Genomic DNA, 16,343 nt, shown 5'->3' with positions numbered 1-16,343 from the left:
CTGGAGGGCGCCCCTAACGGGGCGCGGGTACCTTCAGGGCGTCCCAGGTGACCTTGCCGGGGATGCCGTCCGCGTCCTTGCCCTTGAAGCCTTGTTTCTGTTGCCAGGCCGCGTAGGACTTGCGGTCGGCCTCGGTCCAGTCGGGGCTGGGGCCGGACTCGTAGCGACCGCAGCCCTCGGCGACGAGACGGCGGCCCATGGCCGTGATGACGGCGGACTTCTGGCCGATGTGGAAGAAGCCGCCGCCCGGGAAGGGCTCGTACGAGGGCCTGGGCGCGGGCTTCGGGTCGGGGGCGGGCTTGCCGCTGTCGCCCTTGCCGCGCAGCCGTTCGGCTATGCGCTTGCGCATGCCGTCCATCGTGAAGCCGCGCGGGTCCGTCTTGCCCGGCTGCCACTCCTTGTGGCCGATGACGGAGCGCTCGGTCCAGCCGTGGGCGCGGCAGATCGCGGCGGAGACCTTCTCGATGGCCTCCTTCTGGGCCTCGGGCCAGGGGTCCCTGCCGTTGCCGAGGTTGATGCACTCGAAGCCGTAGAAGTGGCGGTTGCCGTCGGTGTCGGCCTCGTTGTCGGACGGCAGTCTCGTCTCGTTGACCACCGCGCGCAGGACGTCGCCGTCGCCGAGGCCCGCGTGGTTGGCGCGGCCGTTGCCGACGAGGTGGACCTGGCCCTTCTTGTCGATGACTCCGTGGCACAGGGGTCCGGGCAGGCCCGAGTAGCCGTCGTAGCAGATGTCGACGGAGGCGGCGGTGCCGGAGGTGACGGTGTGGTGGATCATCACACCGTTCATCGGACCCCAGGGCCCCTTCGAATTGCGGTTGTGGCGGCGCCAGTTGCGCACCTCGTGGACCGTGAGGCCCTCAGCGCGCAGGATCTCCACCAGCTTGGACGCGGTCAGGGGCTTCGCCATTACTTGTCTCCTTCCACGGCTGCCTCCGCCTCGGCGGTGGTCTGCGACCTCCCGCCGGAGGGGTCGGCCTCGGCCGCCTGTTCCTCCTGTCGCGCCCGGGTCTCCGCCGCGAGCGTCGCCTCGTCCGCCGCCGGGATGCTGCTGGCGAGCGGGCCGAAGGCGAGCCGCAGGTCCAGGGCCTCCCCCTCGCCCTTCACCAGGGCGAGCGGCGCGAAGTGGCGGGCGATGCCCGCCGGGCCCTGCAGCAGCGGGCGGCGCGCCGGGTCGACCGGCCACTCGACGCTGCCGGTGGCCGTCCGGGCGGGGACGATCCAGTGGTCGCCGGTGCGGTACGTGCCGCCCTTGGCGAAGTAGACCTTGACACCGTCCTCCAGGGGCAGCCACTCCCCCTCGGTGACGGGAACCGCCCCTCCCCGCAGGGCGGTTGAGCGGCCCTTGCGCCTCGGGCCCTCGTGGTGGTCCCAGCGGCGCAGGAACGGGTGCAGGTGCGGCAGACGTCCGACGCCCGGCTCCGGCTCGGCGGACAGGCGTACGCGGCGGCCGGGCAGGTCCAGTTCCTCGACCCTCAGCAGCGGGAGGGGTTCGAGGCGGGAGGCGTACGCGGTGTCGGTGAACTCCACCCGGTCGCCGACGTCCAGGTCGAGCTTGTCGTCATGACCGAGGGACGCCAACTGGACCCAGGTGCCGTCGAGTTCGTCGACCGGGAAGACCACGGAGCCGTTCTCGCGGGACCACTTGAAGGTGGCGCCCTTCGGCTCGCTGCCCCTGGTCCCCTCGCCCGCCGTGCCGCCCTCGTGGACCTCCACGCGGTACAGCTGGTTCTCGGGGCCGCGGTAGCGGGAGTCCGGCTTGACCAGGCAGGGGTCCTCGTCGGCGTGGTCGGGCCGTTCGGCGCGGGCGGCGAGGCGGGCCGAGGGCGCGGCCTGCTTCTGCGCCCAGCGCGCGAAGGCCGCGCGGACCACCTCCCTGGACGGCTCGCTCTCCTCGATCTCCAACTCGTCGAGGGCCAGCGGCAGGACCTGCCAGACGACCTTGGCGCGGGCGGCGGTGTCCGGCATGGCCGCGCCGAGCGCGACCTCGCGCAGCGCCGGGTCCTCGGCCGCGGTGACCGAGCGTTCCCACACCTGGAGGTAGACGACGAACGGGGCCTGGGCGGGCGAGGGCAGCCGGTCGCCGGGCTTCTCGGGGTCCCGGTGACCGTCGGGCTGGTCCCAGTAGGTCCAGTGGGCGGGTGGTTGCGCGGTGTCCTGCGCCCTCTCCTTCTCCTGCTCGTCGTCGTCCTCGTCCGGTACGGGGACGCCGGGGGCCGGGCGGTTCGCGTCGCACAGGATGCCGTCGACGTAGTAGCGGCCGCCGTGGATGTGGAGGGTGTCGATGTCGTGCCTGCCGCCGACGTACTCGATACGGAAGCCGGCGGCGTCGCGCGGGCCGCCGTGCGGGCCGATCAGGTCGGCGGTGAGCGCGCGGGCCTGGTGGAGTTGGATCGCGGTCTGCTCGTTGGCGTCGGCGTCGAGCTGGACGCGGCCCTGCTGGGCGATGACCGCGGAGTAGTGCCGCTCCGGGCGGAACGTGGAGCGGGAGAGGTCTGCGTGCATGAAGGGGATCCCCCTGGTTCAGGAATTGCGTGCGGGTTCTGGGGCGCGTCGGGTGCGCGTGGGGCCGGGAGGGGGCCAGGTCAGGTCAGGTCAGGTCACGAAGAAGATCCCCGCGTCCGTCCCCGCGGGCGTGTACTCCGCGAGCCGTGCCCGCAGGCTGTCCTCGCGCTGCGGCCGGTACAGGTCGTGGAAGGCGCCCAGTTCGGCCCCGTCCTCCGCGCCGCGCCTGATCTCCTCGGCGCAACTGTCGGCCAACAGCGCGTACCAGGGCGTCCCGTAGCGCTGGGAGGTGAACAACGGCCTTACGCGGTCGGCCTGTTCGGGGCCGACCAGGTCCGGCTGGCAGCGGAAGCGGCGTGGCGTACGGGACCCGGTGGGCACGTACGAGAAGCGGATGCAGCCGATGCCTCGGCGGGCCACGTGGAGGCGTCCGGTGAAGACGGAGTTCTCGGCGATCCGGACCGCGTGTGTGTGGATCTCGCCGATGACGGTCGTGCGGTGCAGGTGCAGGACGGCGTGGGCGTGCCGGCAGTCGGGGGCGGAGAGGGCCTCGCGGTCGTCGGCGGTGGCGTCGAGGACGCTGTCGCGGAGGTGGATGTCGAGGGGTTCCTCGGAGACCTCGTCGCCGATGACCTCGATCGTGCCAAGGATGCTGTGCTCGACCTGGAGGCACGCGGTGGTGCGCTCCAGGACGATGCTCGGCTCCTCGGGCGAGTGCGGGTCGCACTCCGGCTCCAGCGACCAGCCGGGCACCAGCGTCGAGTGGCGTACGACGACGGCGCCCATCGGACCCGTGACGTTGATGCCGCGGCCCGCCACGAGCAGCCCGTCGAGCACGATCCGCGGGCGCTCGCCGGGGGCGCAATCCTCCGACACCGCACGGATGTTGAGGGCGTCGGGGCGGTTGCTGTACCAGTCGAGGAGACGGATCACGGGCCGGGTGCCCTCGGCCGCGCGCAGTTCCAAGCGGTCGCCCGGGTCGAGGTCGAAGTCCAACTGCTCCTGGTAGGCACCGCTGTGGGTGATCTCGATGACGCCCTCGGGACCGCAGCGGCCCGCCCGGCGGTCGTTCTGCCAGGCCCGGTAGGCGTCCATGATCTGCCGGTACGTCTCGCCGGGGCCGACCCGGAACACGGTGGCGTCCGGACGCGGTTCGCGGTCCCGTACGTACTCGCCGCCGCCCATGTCGGCGCCGAACGCGTAGTGGTAGTCGACCCAGACGCCCTTGCGGGGCGCGGTGCGGGCGCCGAAGGCGATCCGGCCGAGCTCCGGGTCGACGGCGACCTGGCCGCGCTTGGGCCGGTAGCGCCAGTCCGACAGGTCGGCGACCACGATGTCGGAGGGCGGTACGGGCCGGTCCTCGCCGTCGCGCCGGATGACGAAGCTCTTGCCGGGGCCGTAGTAGTCGGCGAGGCGGTCGTGGAGCTGACGGCGGCGGATGAGGGCCGGGACGTTGTCGATGGTCGCGATGTGGGTGGGCGACGGCTCCGGGACCGGCTTGGTGACCAGCGGGGTGTCGCTGCCCAGGATCGAGAAGGTGTAGAGGTTGCGGGCCCGGTCGACGCAGTACGCCGGTGAGGACGTCAGCGAGTACGCCTTCAGCCGCCATACGAAGAGCCCGACGCCCGCCGGGGTCCAACCCCCTTGTCGGTGACGGGAGTCGGCCCGGCGTACGTCGACCGAGCGGGCCACCGCGCCGAAGGGGCCGCCCGCCAGGTCGAGTGCCGAGTTGTCCCTGAGGTCGACCGTACGGCCGCGGGTCCCTCGCTCGGCGCCGCCGGTCCCGTACAGCTTCACGGGCTGGTGGTGGGAGACGTGTCGGGAGAGTTCGACGGCGCGTGCGGGCCAGTCCGCGACCCGCTCGGAGAGTTCTTCGAGGAGGTGGAGGGTGCCCTTGCGGCGGCGGTTGGCGACGGTCGCGGCGACATCGCGGCGCGGTGCGACGGCCTCGGTGAGCGCGGCCGAACTCCCGCCCCGCAGACCGGTGGTGAGAACGCGCTCGTAGCCCGGCAGGGTTCGGTAGCCCACGAGGTCGCCGAGGTACGGCAGCACCCAGGGGGCCGCCGTCTCGACGAACAGGTCCTCGTAGCCCTGCTCGACTCCGTCGCGTACGAGGTCGAGTTGCTCGGCCATGACGGCGAGCAGGGCGCGCAGCGGTTCGCCCTCCTGGGCGTCGCGCAGCCGGTGCCACTGGGGCAGCAGCTCGGCGAGTCCGTCCGGTTCCCTGGACATCACACGGCCTCCGTTTCGAACTGGGTGTCCCGGGACATCACTTGACCTCCGTCAGAATCAGGGTGTCCGCGGCCTTCGGCGACAGCAGTGCGAGCTGGGCCGGGCGGATGCCGCGGAAGACGTACACCGAACGGCCCTTCGCCAGGCGGCGGGTGTCGGTGATGTCGGGGTTCAGGCGCAGGAGTTCGGCGAGCGGGACACCGTGCCGGGCACAGATCGCCGACAGCGTCTCGCCGTCCTTCGCGCGGACTGTGTACGTCTTCTCGTCGTACGTGGCTCCGCGCGCCGGGACCGATGCCTTCGGCAGGCCGGGGTTCGCGAGGAGCTCGGTGAGTTCCTCGGCGGTCGCGGAGGCGGGGACGCCGGTGAAGACGTCGACGTCCATGTAGTCGACGCCGGGGACCTGGTGGGCCGTGGCCAGGATGTCGGAGAGGCGGGCGGGCTGCCCCAACTCCCTTCCCTCGTAGCCGAGTCGGCGCAGGAGTGCTTGGCGCAGGCGGGGTTCGACGACCTGCCAGCTGTGGTCGGGCGCCAATTTCACCTTCGCGGCGACGAGAAGCGCGACGAGTTCGCGGACGTCCACGCGGACCGGGAGGTTCGGGTCGCCGTACTCGGTGAGCGCGCCGCGCAGGGCACGCAGGAGGTCCGAGTCGTCGGCGATCGGCACGTCGTCCGTGCCCGCGACCGTCACATGCAGTACGCGCCGCCGTCCGTCGAAGAGTTCGCGTGCGGCGGCCCGGCCGATGCCGGCCCGGGAGCGGGCGAAGTCCTCGTAGTCGGTCTCCGAGACCAGACGGTCCAGAGCCGAGACGGCCAGCGGGACCGTGCGCCGGGTGAGTCCCGGACCGTCGGCGTCGGCGCCGCCCGTGGCGGGGCGCGGGTTGGTGACCGCAGTGACTCCGAGGGGGCGGGTGAGCGCCTGGGTGATGCGGCCGGCCGCCACGTTGGCGGCCCTGCCGGTGCCGAAGCGGTAGCGGGCGCGGATGTTCTCGTGGCCGCTGGGCAGACGGGCGCCGTGGACGCCGTCGCCGAAGGTCACGGTGGTGCGGCCGTCGGCCGTGGTCCCGGTGATGAAGACGCGCTCGCGCGGCCCCCGCCCGGCGAGGCTGTCGACCTCGTGCCAGAGCACTCCGTCGACCCTCACCTCCAGGACGGGGGTGGCACCGAGGGGGTTGTCGTCGGCGAGCCAGGTGAGCGGGGACTGCCAGAGCGCGAACGTCTGGTTCGTACGGTCCGAGTCACCGCTGCCGATCGGCTCGTCCCGGCCCTCACCGTGGGTCGCCTCGACCACGTTGCCGAGGATCCGCACGGTCTCCCGGCGGTAGCGGTACGCGAGGTCCGCGGTGAGCGTCAGCCTCGTGTGGACGTGGTCGCCCGGGAGTTGGGGGTCGACCGCGGGGTCGGCGGCCGCGATGGTGACGACCTCCGTGGCCCGGACGGCTGCCGTGCCGGGGATGTCGCTGCGCTCGCCGGCGACGATCAGTGTGCGGCCCGGCCGCAACCCGTCGTACAGCTCGGCGAGTTCGATCTCGTTGCCGTGCACGTCCTCGCCCAGTGGCTCGTCGGCCGGGCGCAGCGGTTCGCCGTCCGCGTGGACGGTGGTGTCGCGAATGTGCGAGAGCAGGACGTCGAACTCGTCCAACCACGGTTCGGCCAGGACGAGTTCGGTGCCGCGTCCGGTGATGCCGTAGTTGGTGTACGCCGCCGTCCGCGCGGACACGACCTTCGTGGTGACGAACGCGAGCTTCTTGTCGCCCGGGACGCCGCCCTCAACTCCCTTGCCGGGCCGCTGGATCGCGACCCAGCTGCCGACCGTGATGCCGTCGTGCACGCGGTCCAGCTGCAGAACACGGCGGTTGGTGGGCTCCGGCTTCGACGCGATGACCACCTCCACGTTCGGCGCGGCACTGCCCACGGTGTACGTGAGGCTCACCTCGTACTCGCCGTGCGTGAACCGCTCCGGGACGCCCGGCCGCAGGGCGACCTGCTCGGACGTGCCGTTGTGCACGCCCACGTGGACGAGGCCGTCGTCGTCCGGGCGGGACACGAAGAGGGTGCGGTTGGGCAGGCCTTCGCGGAGGACCGCGGTGACGCCGGGCTCCTGGGAGTCGGTGGGGCGTCGGTTGAGCCAGCTCAGCTCGCGGTCCTGGCCGGCGCGGGTGGACAGGTCCACCTCGCCCGCGCCGAGGCGGAAGGTGACCGGCATCGCGACCGGCAGGTTCTCCGCGCGCTGGTCGGAGCTGCTGCCCTCGACGTACTGGAACTCCGCGCGCACCGGGACCTTGCCCGCCGTGTCGAACACGACGCGCATGCTGACCAGGGCGGCACCGGTGAGGGGCCAGTCCGCGGTGCGGATGACGCGGCCCCGGTCGTCCTGGACCGGCTTGAGCGGGGCCATCGCTCCGAAGGGGGCCGTGGTCACGCGCATCGCGAGGAGTTCCCGCAGGAGCCCCGGGGTACCGGGGGCGGCGGCCGTCCGCCAGGCCGGGTAGAGGCCGCTCAGCCCGGGGTTCAGGGCGGAGAGCAGCCGGGCCGTGTCCGCGCCCGGCCGGCGGGGCTGTTCGGCGCCGGTGGTCGGGGCCGGGGCTTTGCCGCGGAGGGCGGGGAGGACGGAGCCGAGTGCTTGGAGGGCGGCTTCGTGGTGGCCCAGGAGGGCTGGGGTGGCGGAGGCCGTAGGGCTCGGAGCGGCGGCCGGGGCTGCCGGGCCGGGGGTAGCGACGGCTGTCGGGCTTGGGGCGGAGAGGGCCGAAGGACTCGGGGCGGCGGCTGATGGCGGGACCTGGCCGACGGCTCCCGCCTGGCCCTGGCCGATGACTCCCGCCGGGCTGTGGTCGATGGCTCCCGCCTGGCCCTGGCCGACCGAGGCCGCCGTCGAGGTCTGCCCCTCCGTCGGCGGCACCGGCTGGGAGGGCGCCAACTCCAATGCGCGCTCGGCCAGTTCGGCGAGTACCGCCTCCAGCTGCTCGAACCACGCCGCGACATCCTCGTACGGCGTCGCGAGGACCTGGGCCTCACCGAGGCGCGCCACCGGCTCGGTGAGACGGGACGCGAGGCTCTCCGGGGTCTTGATCCCGTCCAGGTCGGTGCGCAGCGGGGCGAGGACCTGGTCGTCGAAGTCCTCGATGAGGCGGCTGACCGGGCGTGGGTTGGGGACCTCCGGGGTGGGAGGTTCGTCGCCGGGGTCGCCCGGCGCCTCGGGCTCGGAGGTCCAGCGCCGTACCTCGTCGACGAGTTCCCGGAGCGTGGGCGGGGCCGACCGGGCCAGGCCGATCGCGGTGATCTCGTCGTCCCGGTCGATCCGCACCTTCGCGACGGGCAGCAACTTCGGCTCGGAGGCCGCCTGTTCGCCGAACACGAAGAGCAACTGGTCGCCAGCCTGGAGGGAATTGGCCGTGCCCTCGACGAAAAGCTCCGAACGGCGCTCCAGGTCGGCCGGGGTGACGAGGGAGGGGCGGCGGCGCCGGACCTTCAGCTCGTTCCAGTCCCAGCGGGCCGTCAGATCGCGGCTCGTCTCGAAGGTCTGCGACTCCTCGTCGGCCGACGCGGGCACGCTGTGGCTCTGCGCGCCGCGCGGGATCACCACGGGCAGGGTCTCGGCGCGCGGATCGCGTTCGAGGCTGTACGCGAGATGGGTGGAGGCGGCGACGCCGGGCCGCGGCCGGTGGCCGACCAGCCGGCCGAGCAGCGCGAGCGAGCGGTGCTCGTTGGCCGTCCGCAGATAGGCCTCGTCGGCGATCCGCTCGGAGTGGAAGGTGAGCAGGTCACCGAGGACCGCGGTGGCGTCGAGCAGGCCGATCGCCGGGTCGTCGGGGGTGCGGACCGTGAGCCCCTTCAGGGCCGGGTACGCGGGCGAGGCGAGCCGGTCGAGCTGGGCGGCCAGGAAGGAGCCGTACTCGCCGACGCGGTAGTCGAGGGCCGTGCGGCCGGGAGGGTTGTGGAGCGGGGCGGGGGCGAGGCGCTCGTCGTGGCCTCCGCACGCGCCGCCGCAATCGCAGGTACCGCCGCCGGACAGGCCGCCACCGGACAGGCTGTCGCCGCACGCGCCGCCGCAGGTGCAGTCGTCGTGGTTCATCGGGCACCTCCGAGGGATATCGCCAGGCGGCCGTTCTCCGGCCGGTCGGGGTCGTTGTCGCAGGTGGCGATCTCCAGCGGGCCGAGCCGCAGCACGCCGTCCTCCCTCTCTCCTCGGTCCTCGTGGAACAGCCTTCGAAGCCGCGTGACCTCGACGCTCTCGACGCCCGGCACCGCGGCCGCGACGGCGACCAGCCGGCTGAGCCGGACGGGTTCGCCGAAGGTCAGCGCGTCCGGGTGGAAGAAGCCGAGCCGCCCGCCCGGGAGGCGGCCGCTGCCGAGTACGCGGTACAGCTCGGCCAGGATCTGCCCGTGCTGGTGGCCGGGCTTGGCGCACACCTTCAGTTCGATGTCGAGCGGTACGAGCCGGGCGGGCCCGACCACGAGGTCGTGGCCGATGCGCCGGTACGCCTCCAGGGCCTGGGCCACCTCGGCGAGCAGCCCCTCCGAGGGGGCGCCGGTGCCGTACGGGTCGACCGCGATGTGGGCCTCCTGGACGCTGCCGGTCCAGCGGATCGCGGCGGCGGCGCGCTGCACCCCGGGCAGGGCGGAGGCGAGGGCCGCGTAGTCCTCGGCGGTGACCGCGCGCAGACGGGTGCGGCGCAGGTCGAGCGGGGCCAACTGGCGTACCTGCTCGACCGGTTCGGGCTCCGTGCCGCCCACGGCGGGCAGCGGGTTGCGGACGCCGGCCACCGGCGGTTCCTCGCGCCCGCCGCCGTGGCCGCCGTCACCGTCATTGCACAGGACGAGGTGGTTGATGGCCTCCGCGCCGACGTTTCCGGCGGTGCCGCCGCCGAGCCGGTAGCGGAGTTCGAGGCGGGCACCGGGGGTCGGACGGGCGCCGTGCCGGCCGTCGCCGAAACGCAGGGCGAGGCGTCCGTCGTCCTCCAACTCGCCGACGAAGTGCCGGTCGCGGGGCGTGCTGCCGAGCAGGTCGCGGCGCGGCTCCCAGGTCACTTCACCGCCACCGCAGCTGTCGCCGCCACCTTCGCTGTCGCCGTCGTGGAGCCGTACGGCGGGCAGTGCCTGGCGCGGGTCGTGGCGGAGCGCCGCCGAGGCGGGGCCGCGCAGCACGAGTTCGTCCGGGTGAAGTCCGGACGCGTACACCGGTCCCCAACTGTGCGCGATCTCCCAGGCGATGTGGCCGTCGAGGACCGTCCCCGCGCGGGCCCGTGCCGTGAGCACCTCGACGCGGCGCAGCTTCGCGTCGAGCAACTGGTCGCTGCGGAAGAGGAGTTCACGCAGGGCGCGGACAGGGTGGAGGTGGAGTTCGAGGTGCTCCAGGGTCTTCAGGCCGTAGATCACGGCGAGTTCGGTGATCTCCTGCTCGCCGAGCCCGTCGCGGGCGCTGCGCCACAGCTCGACGAGGCGCTGCCTGACCCGTCCGGGGATGGCGGCGATCCGCTCGGCCTGGCCGACGGCCACGGTCCGCGGGTCCGGGAACGGCACGGCCTGTGTCACGGGCGAGCGGCCGAGGACGGGCCGGAAGCGGGGTGCGATGCCGGGACGGACCGACTGGGCGAGCAGGGTCCGCAGGGCCGCGGCCTGGGCGTACGCCGTGCCGGGCACCACCCTTTCCTGCCGCTGCCCGGCGAGTTCCAGGCCCAGGCCGGCGCGTACGGTCGCGTTCTCGCCGACGACGTCGAACAGCTCGCGGACGTCGTCCGGGGTGAGAGGGTCGCCGCATTCGGCCTTGTCCGTGAGGGAGTTGATGAGCCGGGCGGGCGCGTTGCCCTCGTCGCGGTCCCGGCAGCCGAAGGCCGGGGGATCGCAGGATCCGACGACGGCGGGTACGGGCGGCACGGTCACCGTCTCCGGCAGGCCGTCGCCGCACCAGTTCAGGGACCGGCCGTGGTCGACGAGGACGACGTTTCCGCATGCGAGTGTCACGTCCTCGACGGGTTCGCAGTCGCGTCCGCCGCGGGTGACGAGGCAGAACGGGAAGCGCAGCGCGTCCCCCGCGGCCCAGGTGACCTCCAGGACCGGCTGGTCCTCGATCCGGTCGACGCCCGGGGTGACGGAGGTCAGACGGACGGCCTGCCGGTGGGCGGGGTCGGCGTCGCCCGGGGTGCCGGTGCGCGGGCCCTTCACCTCTTCAAGTACGAGCAAGTCGCCCGGATTCAGGTCGAGTTGGCGCTCCTCGCACGTCTCCGCGTCGCGCCACTCGTCGCGCAGGGTCGCGGCGGTCGTGCCCTTCGGAAGGGAGGACACCTCGCCGCCCCAGGTCCACAGACGGATCGCGTTGTGGGCGGCGCGCAGCTCCAACGGGTCGGCGGACGCGACCGGTTCGAAGACCTCCACCGAGCCGCGCTCGTCGAGTTCGGCGAGGTCCCCGTCGTCGATGACCGTGCCGGGCTCCGGGCGGTCGTGCGGGTCGAGGCTGCGTACGTCGACGGAGGCGAAGCGGTACGTGCCGGGCAGCAGCGTGTGCTCACCCGCGGTTTCCACGGTCACGTACGCACGGGAGTTGGAGCCGTCGTGCATCGCGTAGTCGATGAGCCGGACATGGCGGCGCACGGAGACACGGCGGCGCGCGGTGTCGAGGTACGCCTCCGTGGCGACCGCGTCCTGCTGGTAGCTGATCTGGTCGCCCGTGTACGCGAGCAGCTCGACGAGCGTCGCGCCCAGATCGGCGGGGTTGCGCTCGATCCAGTCGGGGGTGGTGAGCGCGAGCCGGTCGAGGAGCAGCTTGCGGATGGTCTCGTAGTCGCGCGCGGTGTAGTCGACAACGGGCGCCTCCGGGAAGGCGGCCCCCTCCCGCTCGTGCCCGTCCTCGCAGTCGAAGGGCGTCGGGCAGTCGGGCCGGAAGGCGAAGGCCGCGCTGTGGTAGCGCTGATCGAAGCCCCGGTACGGCTCGGTCCCGGGGCGTCCGTACGGGTCGGTCTCCACCAGGGAGAGCCGGTAGCGGGAGGTGTCACCGGCCTTGTCGAGCGTGACGTACAGCCGGTCGTCGAGTTCGGGGTCGTCCTCGCGCTCGACGCTCACCTCGACGGCTTCGATTCCGGTGATGCGGCGGCCGCCGTCGATGCGTACGTTCTCGGCGCACAGGCCGTGCGGGGCCTTGCCGAGGAAGGTGACGGTGAGCGTGAGCCCGTCGTCGCCGACCTCGACGGCGTCAACTCCGTTGAGCTGTGCGGCTCTTACCTTTGCCCGCCGGGAGGTGGTGGAGATGGTGGTGCTCGTGCCCGTCATGCCGCGGCCCTCCCTTCGAAGACGTCGTCGCGGCGCGTTCCGGTGGAGCGCACGGCGTACGCGAGATGCACGCGGACCACGTTGTCCTCGCTGACCACGTCGAGGTCCTCCACGTCGATGAGGTCGCCGAGCCAGCGCTGCAAGGAGGCCTGCACGGAGAGTTCGAGGGTGCTGGTGAGTTCGGGGCTGTTGGGCGCGAACACCAGGTCGAGCAGTCCGCAGCCGAAGTCGGGGCGCATCACGCGCTCGCCGGGGCTGGTGAACAGCACCTGCTCGATCAGGTCGCGGACGTGCTCGTCCTGCCGGGCATGCGCGGTGCGGCCACGGCGGTCGGCCCGGAACGGGAACGCGATGTCGCTGCGGGGGCGGGTGCGTGGGCTCATCGGACGGCCACCCTTCGGCGCTCGGCCCGGACGACCGGCGGCCCCTGCGGCACGAAGGCCGCCGTGAAGCACTCGGCCGCGGAGGTGTCGAGCAGCACGGACGAGCCGTCGACCGTGACGCCGGAGCCGTGGGCCGTCCAGCGGACGGTGACGCACGGCACGGGCACGCCGTCGACGGTGTGCGGGCAGCCGGTGACGACATACCCGTGCTCGGCCGTGGCGACGGGCATGCCGTCCATGAGCACGGCGGAGCCGGATGTGGTGGCGGTGGTGGCGCGGCCGCCGTGCGGGCAGCTGATCATGGCACCGGTGCCGAGCAGACCGCCGGATGCCCCTGTTGCGCTGGACACGTGATTCGTCCCCCGTCTTCCTATCGCTTGGAGAGCACGGTCAACTGGCCCTCGTTGATCGTCACTTGGTTGCCGCGCAGCAGGACCTCGGCGCCCGCGCCGGTCGCGATGACCACGGCTTCCTTGGTGATGCGGATATAGGCGCCGCCCTGGGCCTGGAGCAGGATTCCCTGGTCCGCGCCCGGCGGATCGCTCATCACGATCTTGTGCGCGCCCGGCGTCTGCACCACGACCGGCTTGGCCTGCGAGGCCGGCTGGACGAGGCGGCGCGCGTCCGGCGGCAGTTCGCTCTGCTCGCCGTACCAACACCCCGTCCACACGGGGAAGCTGGGATCACCCTGCTCGAACTCGACCCACACACCCGCTCCCGGCGGCGGCACCACGAACTGCCCCGCCTCCGGCCCGGTGAACGGCAGACAGGGCAGCGCCCACGTCGACGGCTCGTCGCCGAGGACGTCCGGGACCTCGACGGTGATCCGCCCGATGTGCAGCGGGTCGTTGTTGTCGATCACCCGGCCGCGGAACTTGCCGAGGAAGCGATTGCCGGTTGCCGCCATGCTGAACTGCTCCTGCTCTGTGGGGTGTTGCGGTGCCGTGGGTGCGGTGGTGGGTCAGGGCCTGACGTAGGCGCTGCGGGCTTCGAGGCCCTCCCGGGAGAGGGTGAAGTTCTGTTGGTACGAGCCCGGCCGCAGGGTGTGCGTGACGGACTTGACGAAGTAGTCGCCGTCGTAGGCCCGTCCGGCGCCGCGCACGCCGACCAGTTGGCGGGGCGCGAGGAGGTAGCCGTGCCGGTTGACGTCGAGCGAGCCGGAGCCCGAGATGACGTCGGCGGACACGGCGGCCCTGGCGAGGAGTTCGGCCTCGGCCTGCTCGCGCTGCTGCTTGGCGGTACCGGACAGCGTCCTGCGCTTGAGCGCCGGGGTGGGCCGTTTGCCGAGGGGCGGTCGCAGCGGGCTGATCGGCGGCTGCGGGAGGAGGGTGGACTGCCGGGTGCCGGGGTCCTGCCAGCGGGCCTGCGGTTCCTCCCGCGCCGTACCGTCGTACGCGAACGTCAGCTGGTCGACGGTGGAGTTGTTGTCCATGTTGACGTTCAGGGCGTGCTGGCGGATGCCGAGCCTGACCTCGGGTCCCCAACGGGCGGACGACTGCCCGGGGTTGGGTCCTGGTTCGAGATAGAAGGTGTAGCCGTTGGCGCGGGCCAGCTCGTTGACGTACTGGAGGTCGGTGCCCGTCTGGTAGTGGACGCGGAGGTCCTGGTGCGGGGGCTGGGACACCTTCTCCGTGTAGACGTCCGGCCGGATGCCGTAGTCGGAATACCGGCGCAGGATGGCCAGGACACGCTCGGACGGCGGCAGGTTGGGGTAGCGGTCGGTCCGCTCCTCCAGGTCCATGAGCAGGGAGAGGTCCTCACCGGTGACGGTGAGCGTGGAGTGCCCCGGCTGGTTGCTGGCGCCGACCTCCTGCCGCACGATCAGGCCGTCGAGGAGCACCTCGGGCGTGCCCCTCACACTCACGGAGACGATGACGCGGGTCTTCGGGTCGAAGAACCCCTCCGGGAGCAGGGTGCGGTTGATCAGCCCGTTCTTGGTGAGGTCGAAGGCGAGCTGGAAGCCGCTGCGGTCGCCCGCGGTGGCGGTGATCTGCGCGGAGAGCAGGGCTTCCGTGACCTCCGCGGGGACGGGGCGGGTGAGCTTCGGCCCCATCTGGAGGGTGATGTGTACGGGCCCCCGGCCCACGGGGAGTTCAGACACGCCGGTCTCCCCGGTCCGCCCGCGGGAAGCCGCCGGCGAGGGGGATCTCGATGACGTTGCCCGCCTCGTCGGTCAACTCCCGTGGATCGAGTACGGGGTTGGCGTCGGCGATCTGCCACCACTGGGCGGGATCGCCGAAGTAGCGCTGCCCGAGGAGGTCGGGCCGCTCGCCGCTGCTGACGGTGTGGCTCTGGGTTTCGTCCCCGCTTCCGATCCCGCTCCCGTTTGCCATCCCACTTCCGGTCCCACTTCCGGTCCCGCTCTCGGGGAGGGGTGGGAGCAACCGGCGCTTGGTGTAACGGACTTCGGTGCCGTCGGGCTGTCGGTGGATGCCGATCTCGGCGTCGTGGTAGCGGCTGGTGCGGGGGTAGGGGTGGGCGCCCGGGATCGCGTCCAGGGCGTTCTCGTAGGGCTCGATGTCGGCCATGGCTGCCGCCTCAGCCCCTTCCGCTCAGTGTTGCCGTGCCGCCGATGTCGCCGCCGGTGAGCCCGAGTCCGCCGAGGCTGCCTCGGCGGGCGGCCGCCGCGAGGCGTTCCTTCTGGGCGAGGTGGGCCATGTAGAGGTCGGCGCCCCGGTGTCCGGCGGGGAGGTCGCTCACGGTGAGCACCTTCAGCCCGATGCCGAGCGAGGCCCGGATCGGGTTGAGGTTCACGTCGAAGGCGGACTCGTTGATGGACAGTTCGGTCAGCCGTACGGGCATGACGCGTTTGCTGCCCCACGTGAACAGCGTCAAGGGCATCTCGATCGGGCTGATCTCGATGGTCCCCTTCTGCGAGAGCCGCGAGGCGTCCCGTAGCTGCTGGGTCGTGGGCTGCACCAGCATTTCGAGGGTGGCGAGTTGGGGGTGAATACCGTCGGGCGCGGCGACCTCGAATTGATCGGTGGCATCGATCTCCGCGGTGAACTTCCAGGTCTCCTGGGCGGGGCCCTTGAGCCGGAGCGCCTCATTACGATCCCCGGTCCCGCTCCCTCCTCCACCGGAGTCCCCACTGCCTCCTGCCGACTGCGGACTGAGGCTGCGTTCGAGGGTGTCCGGGTTGAACTGAAGCACGATGATCCGCTGAGGCGTTCCCCGGTCGGGGTCGACGACGACTATTCCGGAGCGGATGGGCTTGGGGATGTCGGCGTAGCGGGTCATTGGCGCTCCTGGAGACGGTCTGCCAGGGAGGTGTAGTCATGTCCTGGAAAGACATCGGGGAAAACTTCGATCATGCTCTCCAGCGCAAACACCACGCCTTCGAACCCATCACTCCGCAGAGACACATCCGAATACAGGTACTGCCACCCAAAAGTCCCTTTCGTCAGAAGCAGAGCCTCAAGATATTCCGGGTACGTCAGGTTCATTCGTACGTATTGCCGGTCCCAACCTTCCACCGTGTTGAGATTCATGTCGAAATACCAGATCTCCAACGGGTCCACGTTGGGTTGGGCGCGGATTGCCGTCATCTGCCCCGTCGCGGCACTGGGCGTCGAGTCGATGACCCGGAACTCCTCGAACAGGCGCCGCTCCTCCTCCGGGGATCCGTCCCACGCCAGATCCGGGGGATCCTGCAGAAGCGAGACATAGAGATCCGTGATCCAGAACTCTCCGCCAAAGGAAGGAAGCGGCTCGCTGGTGTTCCAATGACAGCCCAGCCCATTGAAGCGCGGCGTCGCCCTGTAGAGCTCGGGCCCAAGGATGACATCCTGCCACTCGGGCAGCAGGGAGAAGACTCCCGGTGTGGCGTCGAGCACTTCTCCGAGCTCCCTGAAATCCTCATGCTCCACGTCGATCGACTCGCTGTTGAGAATTTCGTTGAACGAGTCGATGTGCGCCGATTCAAGCTGCGTTGGTTCCCGCATCCGGACTCCTCCTTTCGCG

12 protein-coding genes are annotated in these 16,343 nt (G+C 71.8%); all 12 read right to left on the bottom strand.

Going from position 1 to position 16,343, the window contains the following annotated elements:
• Positions 1–13 precede the first annotated feature (13 nt).
• Positions 14–907 (bottom strand): peptidoglycan-binding protein, encoded by an 894-nt coding sequence (locus tag JEQ17_RS36935; RefSeq protein WP_200399310.1) that lies wholly within the window; start codon positions 905–907, stop codon positions 14–16.
• Positions 907–2,502 (bottom strand): DUF6519 domain-containing protein, encoded by a 1,596-nt coding sequence (locus JEQ17_RS36930; protein WP_200399309.1) that lies wholly within the window; start codon positions 2,500–2,502, stop codon positions 907–909. Before JEQ17_RS36930 ends, JEQ17_RS36935 begins: the two co-directional genes overlap by 1 nt.
• A 90-nt stretch (positions 2,503–2,592) precedes the next feature.
• Entirely contained in the window at positions 2,593–4,734 is a 2,142-nt protein-coding gene (locus tag JEQ17_RS36925; RefSeq protein WP_200399308.1) for a hypothetical protein, read from the bottom strand.
• A 37-nt stretch (positions 4,735–4,771) separates the two neighbouring features.
• Complete coding sequence (locus JEQ17_RS36920; protein ID WP_200399307.1) at positions 4,772–8,806, bottom strand: putative baseplate assembly protein; 4,035 nt, start codon at positions 8,804–8,806, stop codon at positions 4,772–4,774.
• Positions 8,803–11,997 carry a putative baseplate assembly protein gene (locus JEQ17_RS36915; RefSeq protein WP_200399306.1) on the bottom strand — a complete coding sequence of 1,065 codons (3,195 nt, stop codon included), beginning with the start codon at positions 11,995–11,997 and terminating at the stop codon, positions 8,803–8,805. Before JEQ17_RS36915 ends, JEQ17_RS36920 begins: the two co-directional genes overlap by 4 nt.
• Complete coding sequence (locus JEQ17_RS36910) at positions 11,994–12,380, bottom strand: GPW/gp25 family protein (RefSeq protein ID WP_200399305.1); 387 nt, start codon at positions 12,378–12,380, stop codon at positions 11,994–11,996. Before JEQ17_RS36910 ends, JEQ17_RS36915 begins: the two co-directional genes overlap by 4 nt.
• A complete protein-coding gene (locus tag JEQ17_RS36905) occupies positions 12,377–12,730 on the bottom strand; it encodes a hypothetical protein (protein ID WP_383390876.1) in 354 nt (117 codons plus the stop codon). The genes JEQ17_RS36910 and JEQ17_RS36905 overlap by 4 nt, the downstream gene beginning before the upstream one ends.
• A gap of 20 nt (positions 12,731–12,750) precedes the next feature.
• Entirely contained in the window at positions 12,751–13,287 is a 537-nt protein-coding gene (locus JEQ17_RS36900; RefSeq protein WP_200399304.1) for a phage baseplate assembly protein V, read from the bottom strand.
• A 54-nt stretch (positions 13,288–13,341) separates the two neighbouring features.
• A complete protein-coding gene (locus JEQ17_RS36895; RefSeq protein ID WP_200399303.1) occupies positions 13,342–14,481 on the bottom strand; it encodes a hypothetical protein in 1,140 nt (379 codons plus the stop codon).
• A complete protein-coding gene (locus tag JEQ17_RS36890; RefSeq protein WP_200399302.1) occupies positions 14,474–14,908 on the bottom strand; it encodes a hypothetical protein in 435 nt (144 codons plus the stop codon). The genes JEQ17_RS36895 and JEQ17_RS36890 overlap by 8 nt, the downstream gene beginning before the upstream one ends.
• A 10-nt stretch (positions 14,909–14,918) precedes the next feature.
• A complete protein-coding gene (locus tag JEQ17_RS36885) occupies positions 14,919–15,620 on the bottom strand; it encodes a hypothetical protein (protein ID WP_200399301.1) in 702 nt (233 codons plus the stop codon).
• Positions 15,617–16,324, bottom strand: coding sequence for a hypothetical protein (locus tag JEQ17_RS36880; protein ID WP_200399300.1), 708 nt, complete (start codon positions 16,322–16,324; stop codon positions 15,617–15,619). Before JEQ17_RS36880 ends, JEQ17_RS36885 begins: the two co-directional genes overlap by 4 nt.
• Positions 16,325–16,343 lie beyond the last annotated feature (19 nt).

It is taken from the genome of Streptomyces liliifuscus, from assembly GCF_016598615.1.
GTDB classification, from domain to species: Bacteria; Actinomycetota; Actinomycetes; order Streptomycetales; family Streptomycetaceae; genus Streptomyces; species Streptomyces liliifuscus.
This window is presented reverse-complemented; position numbering and strand designations above follow the sequence as displayed.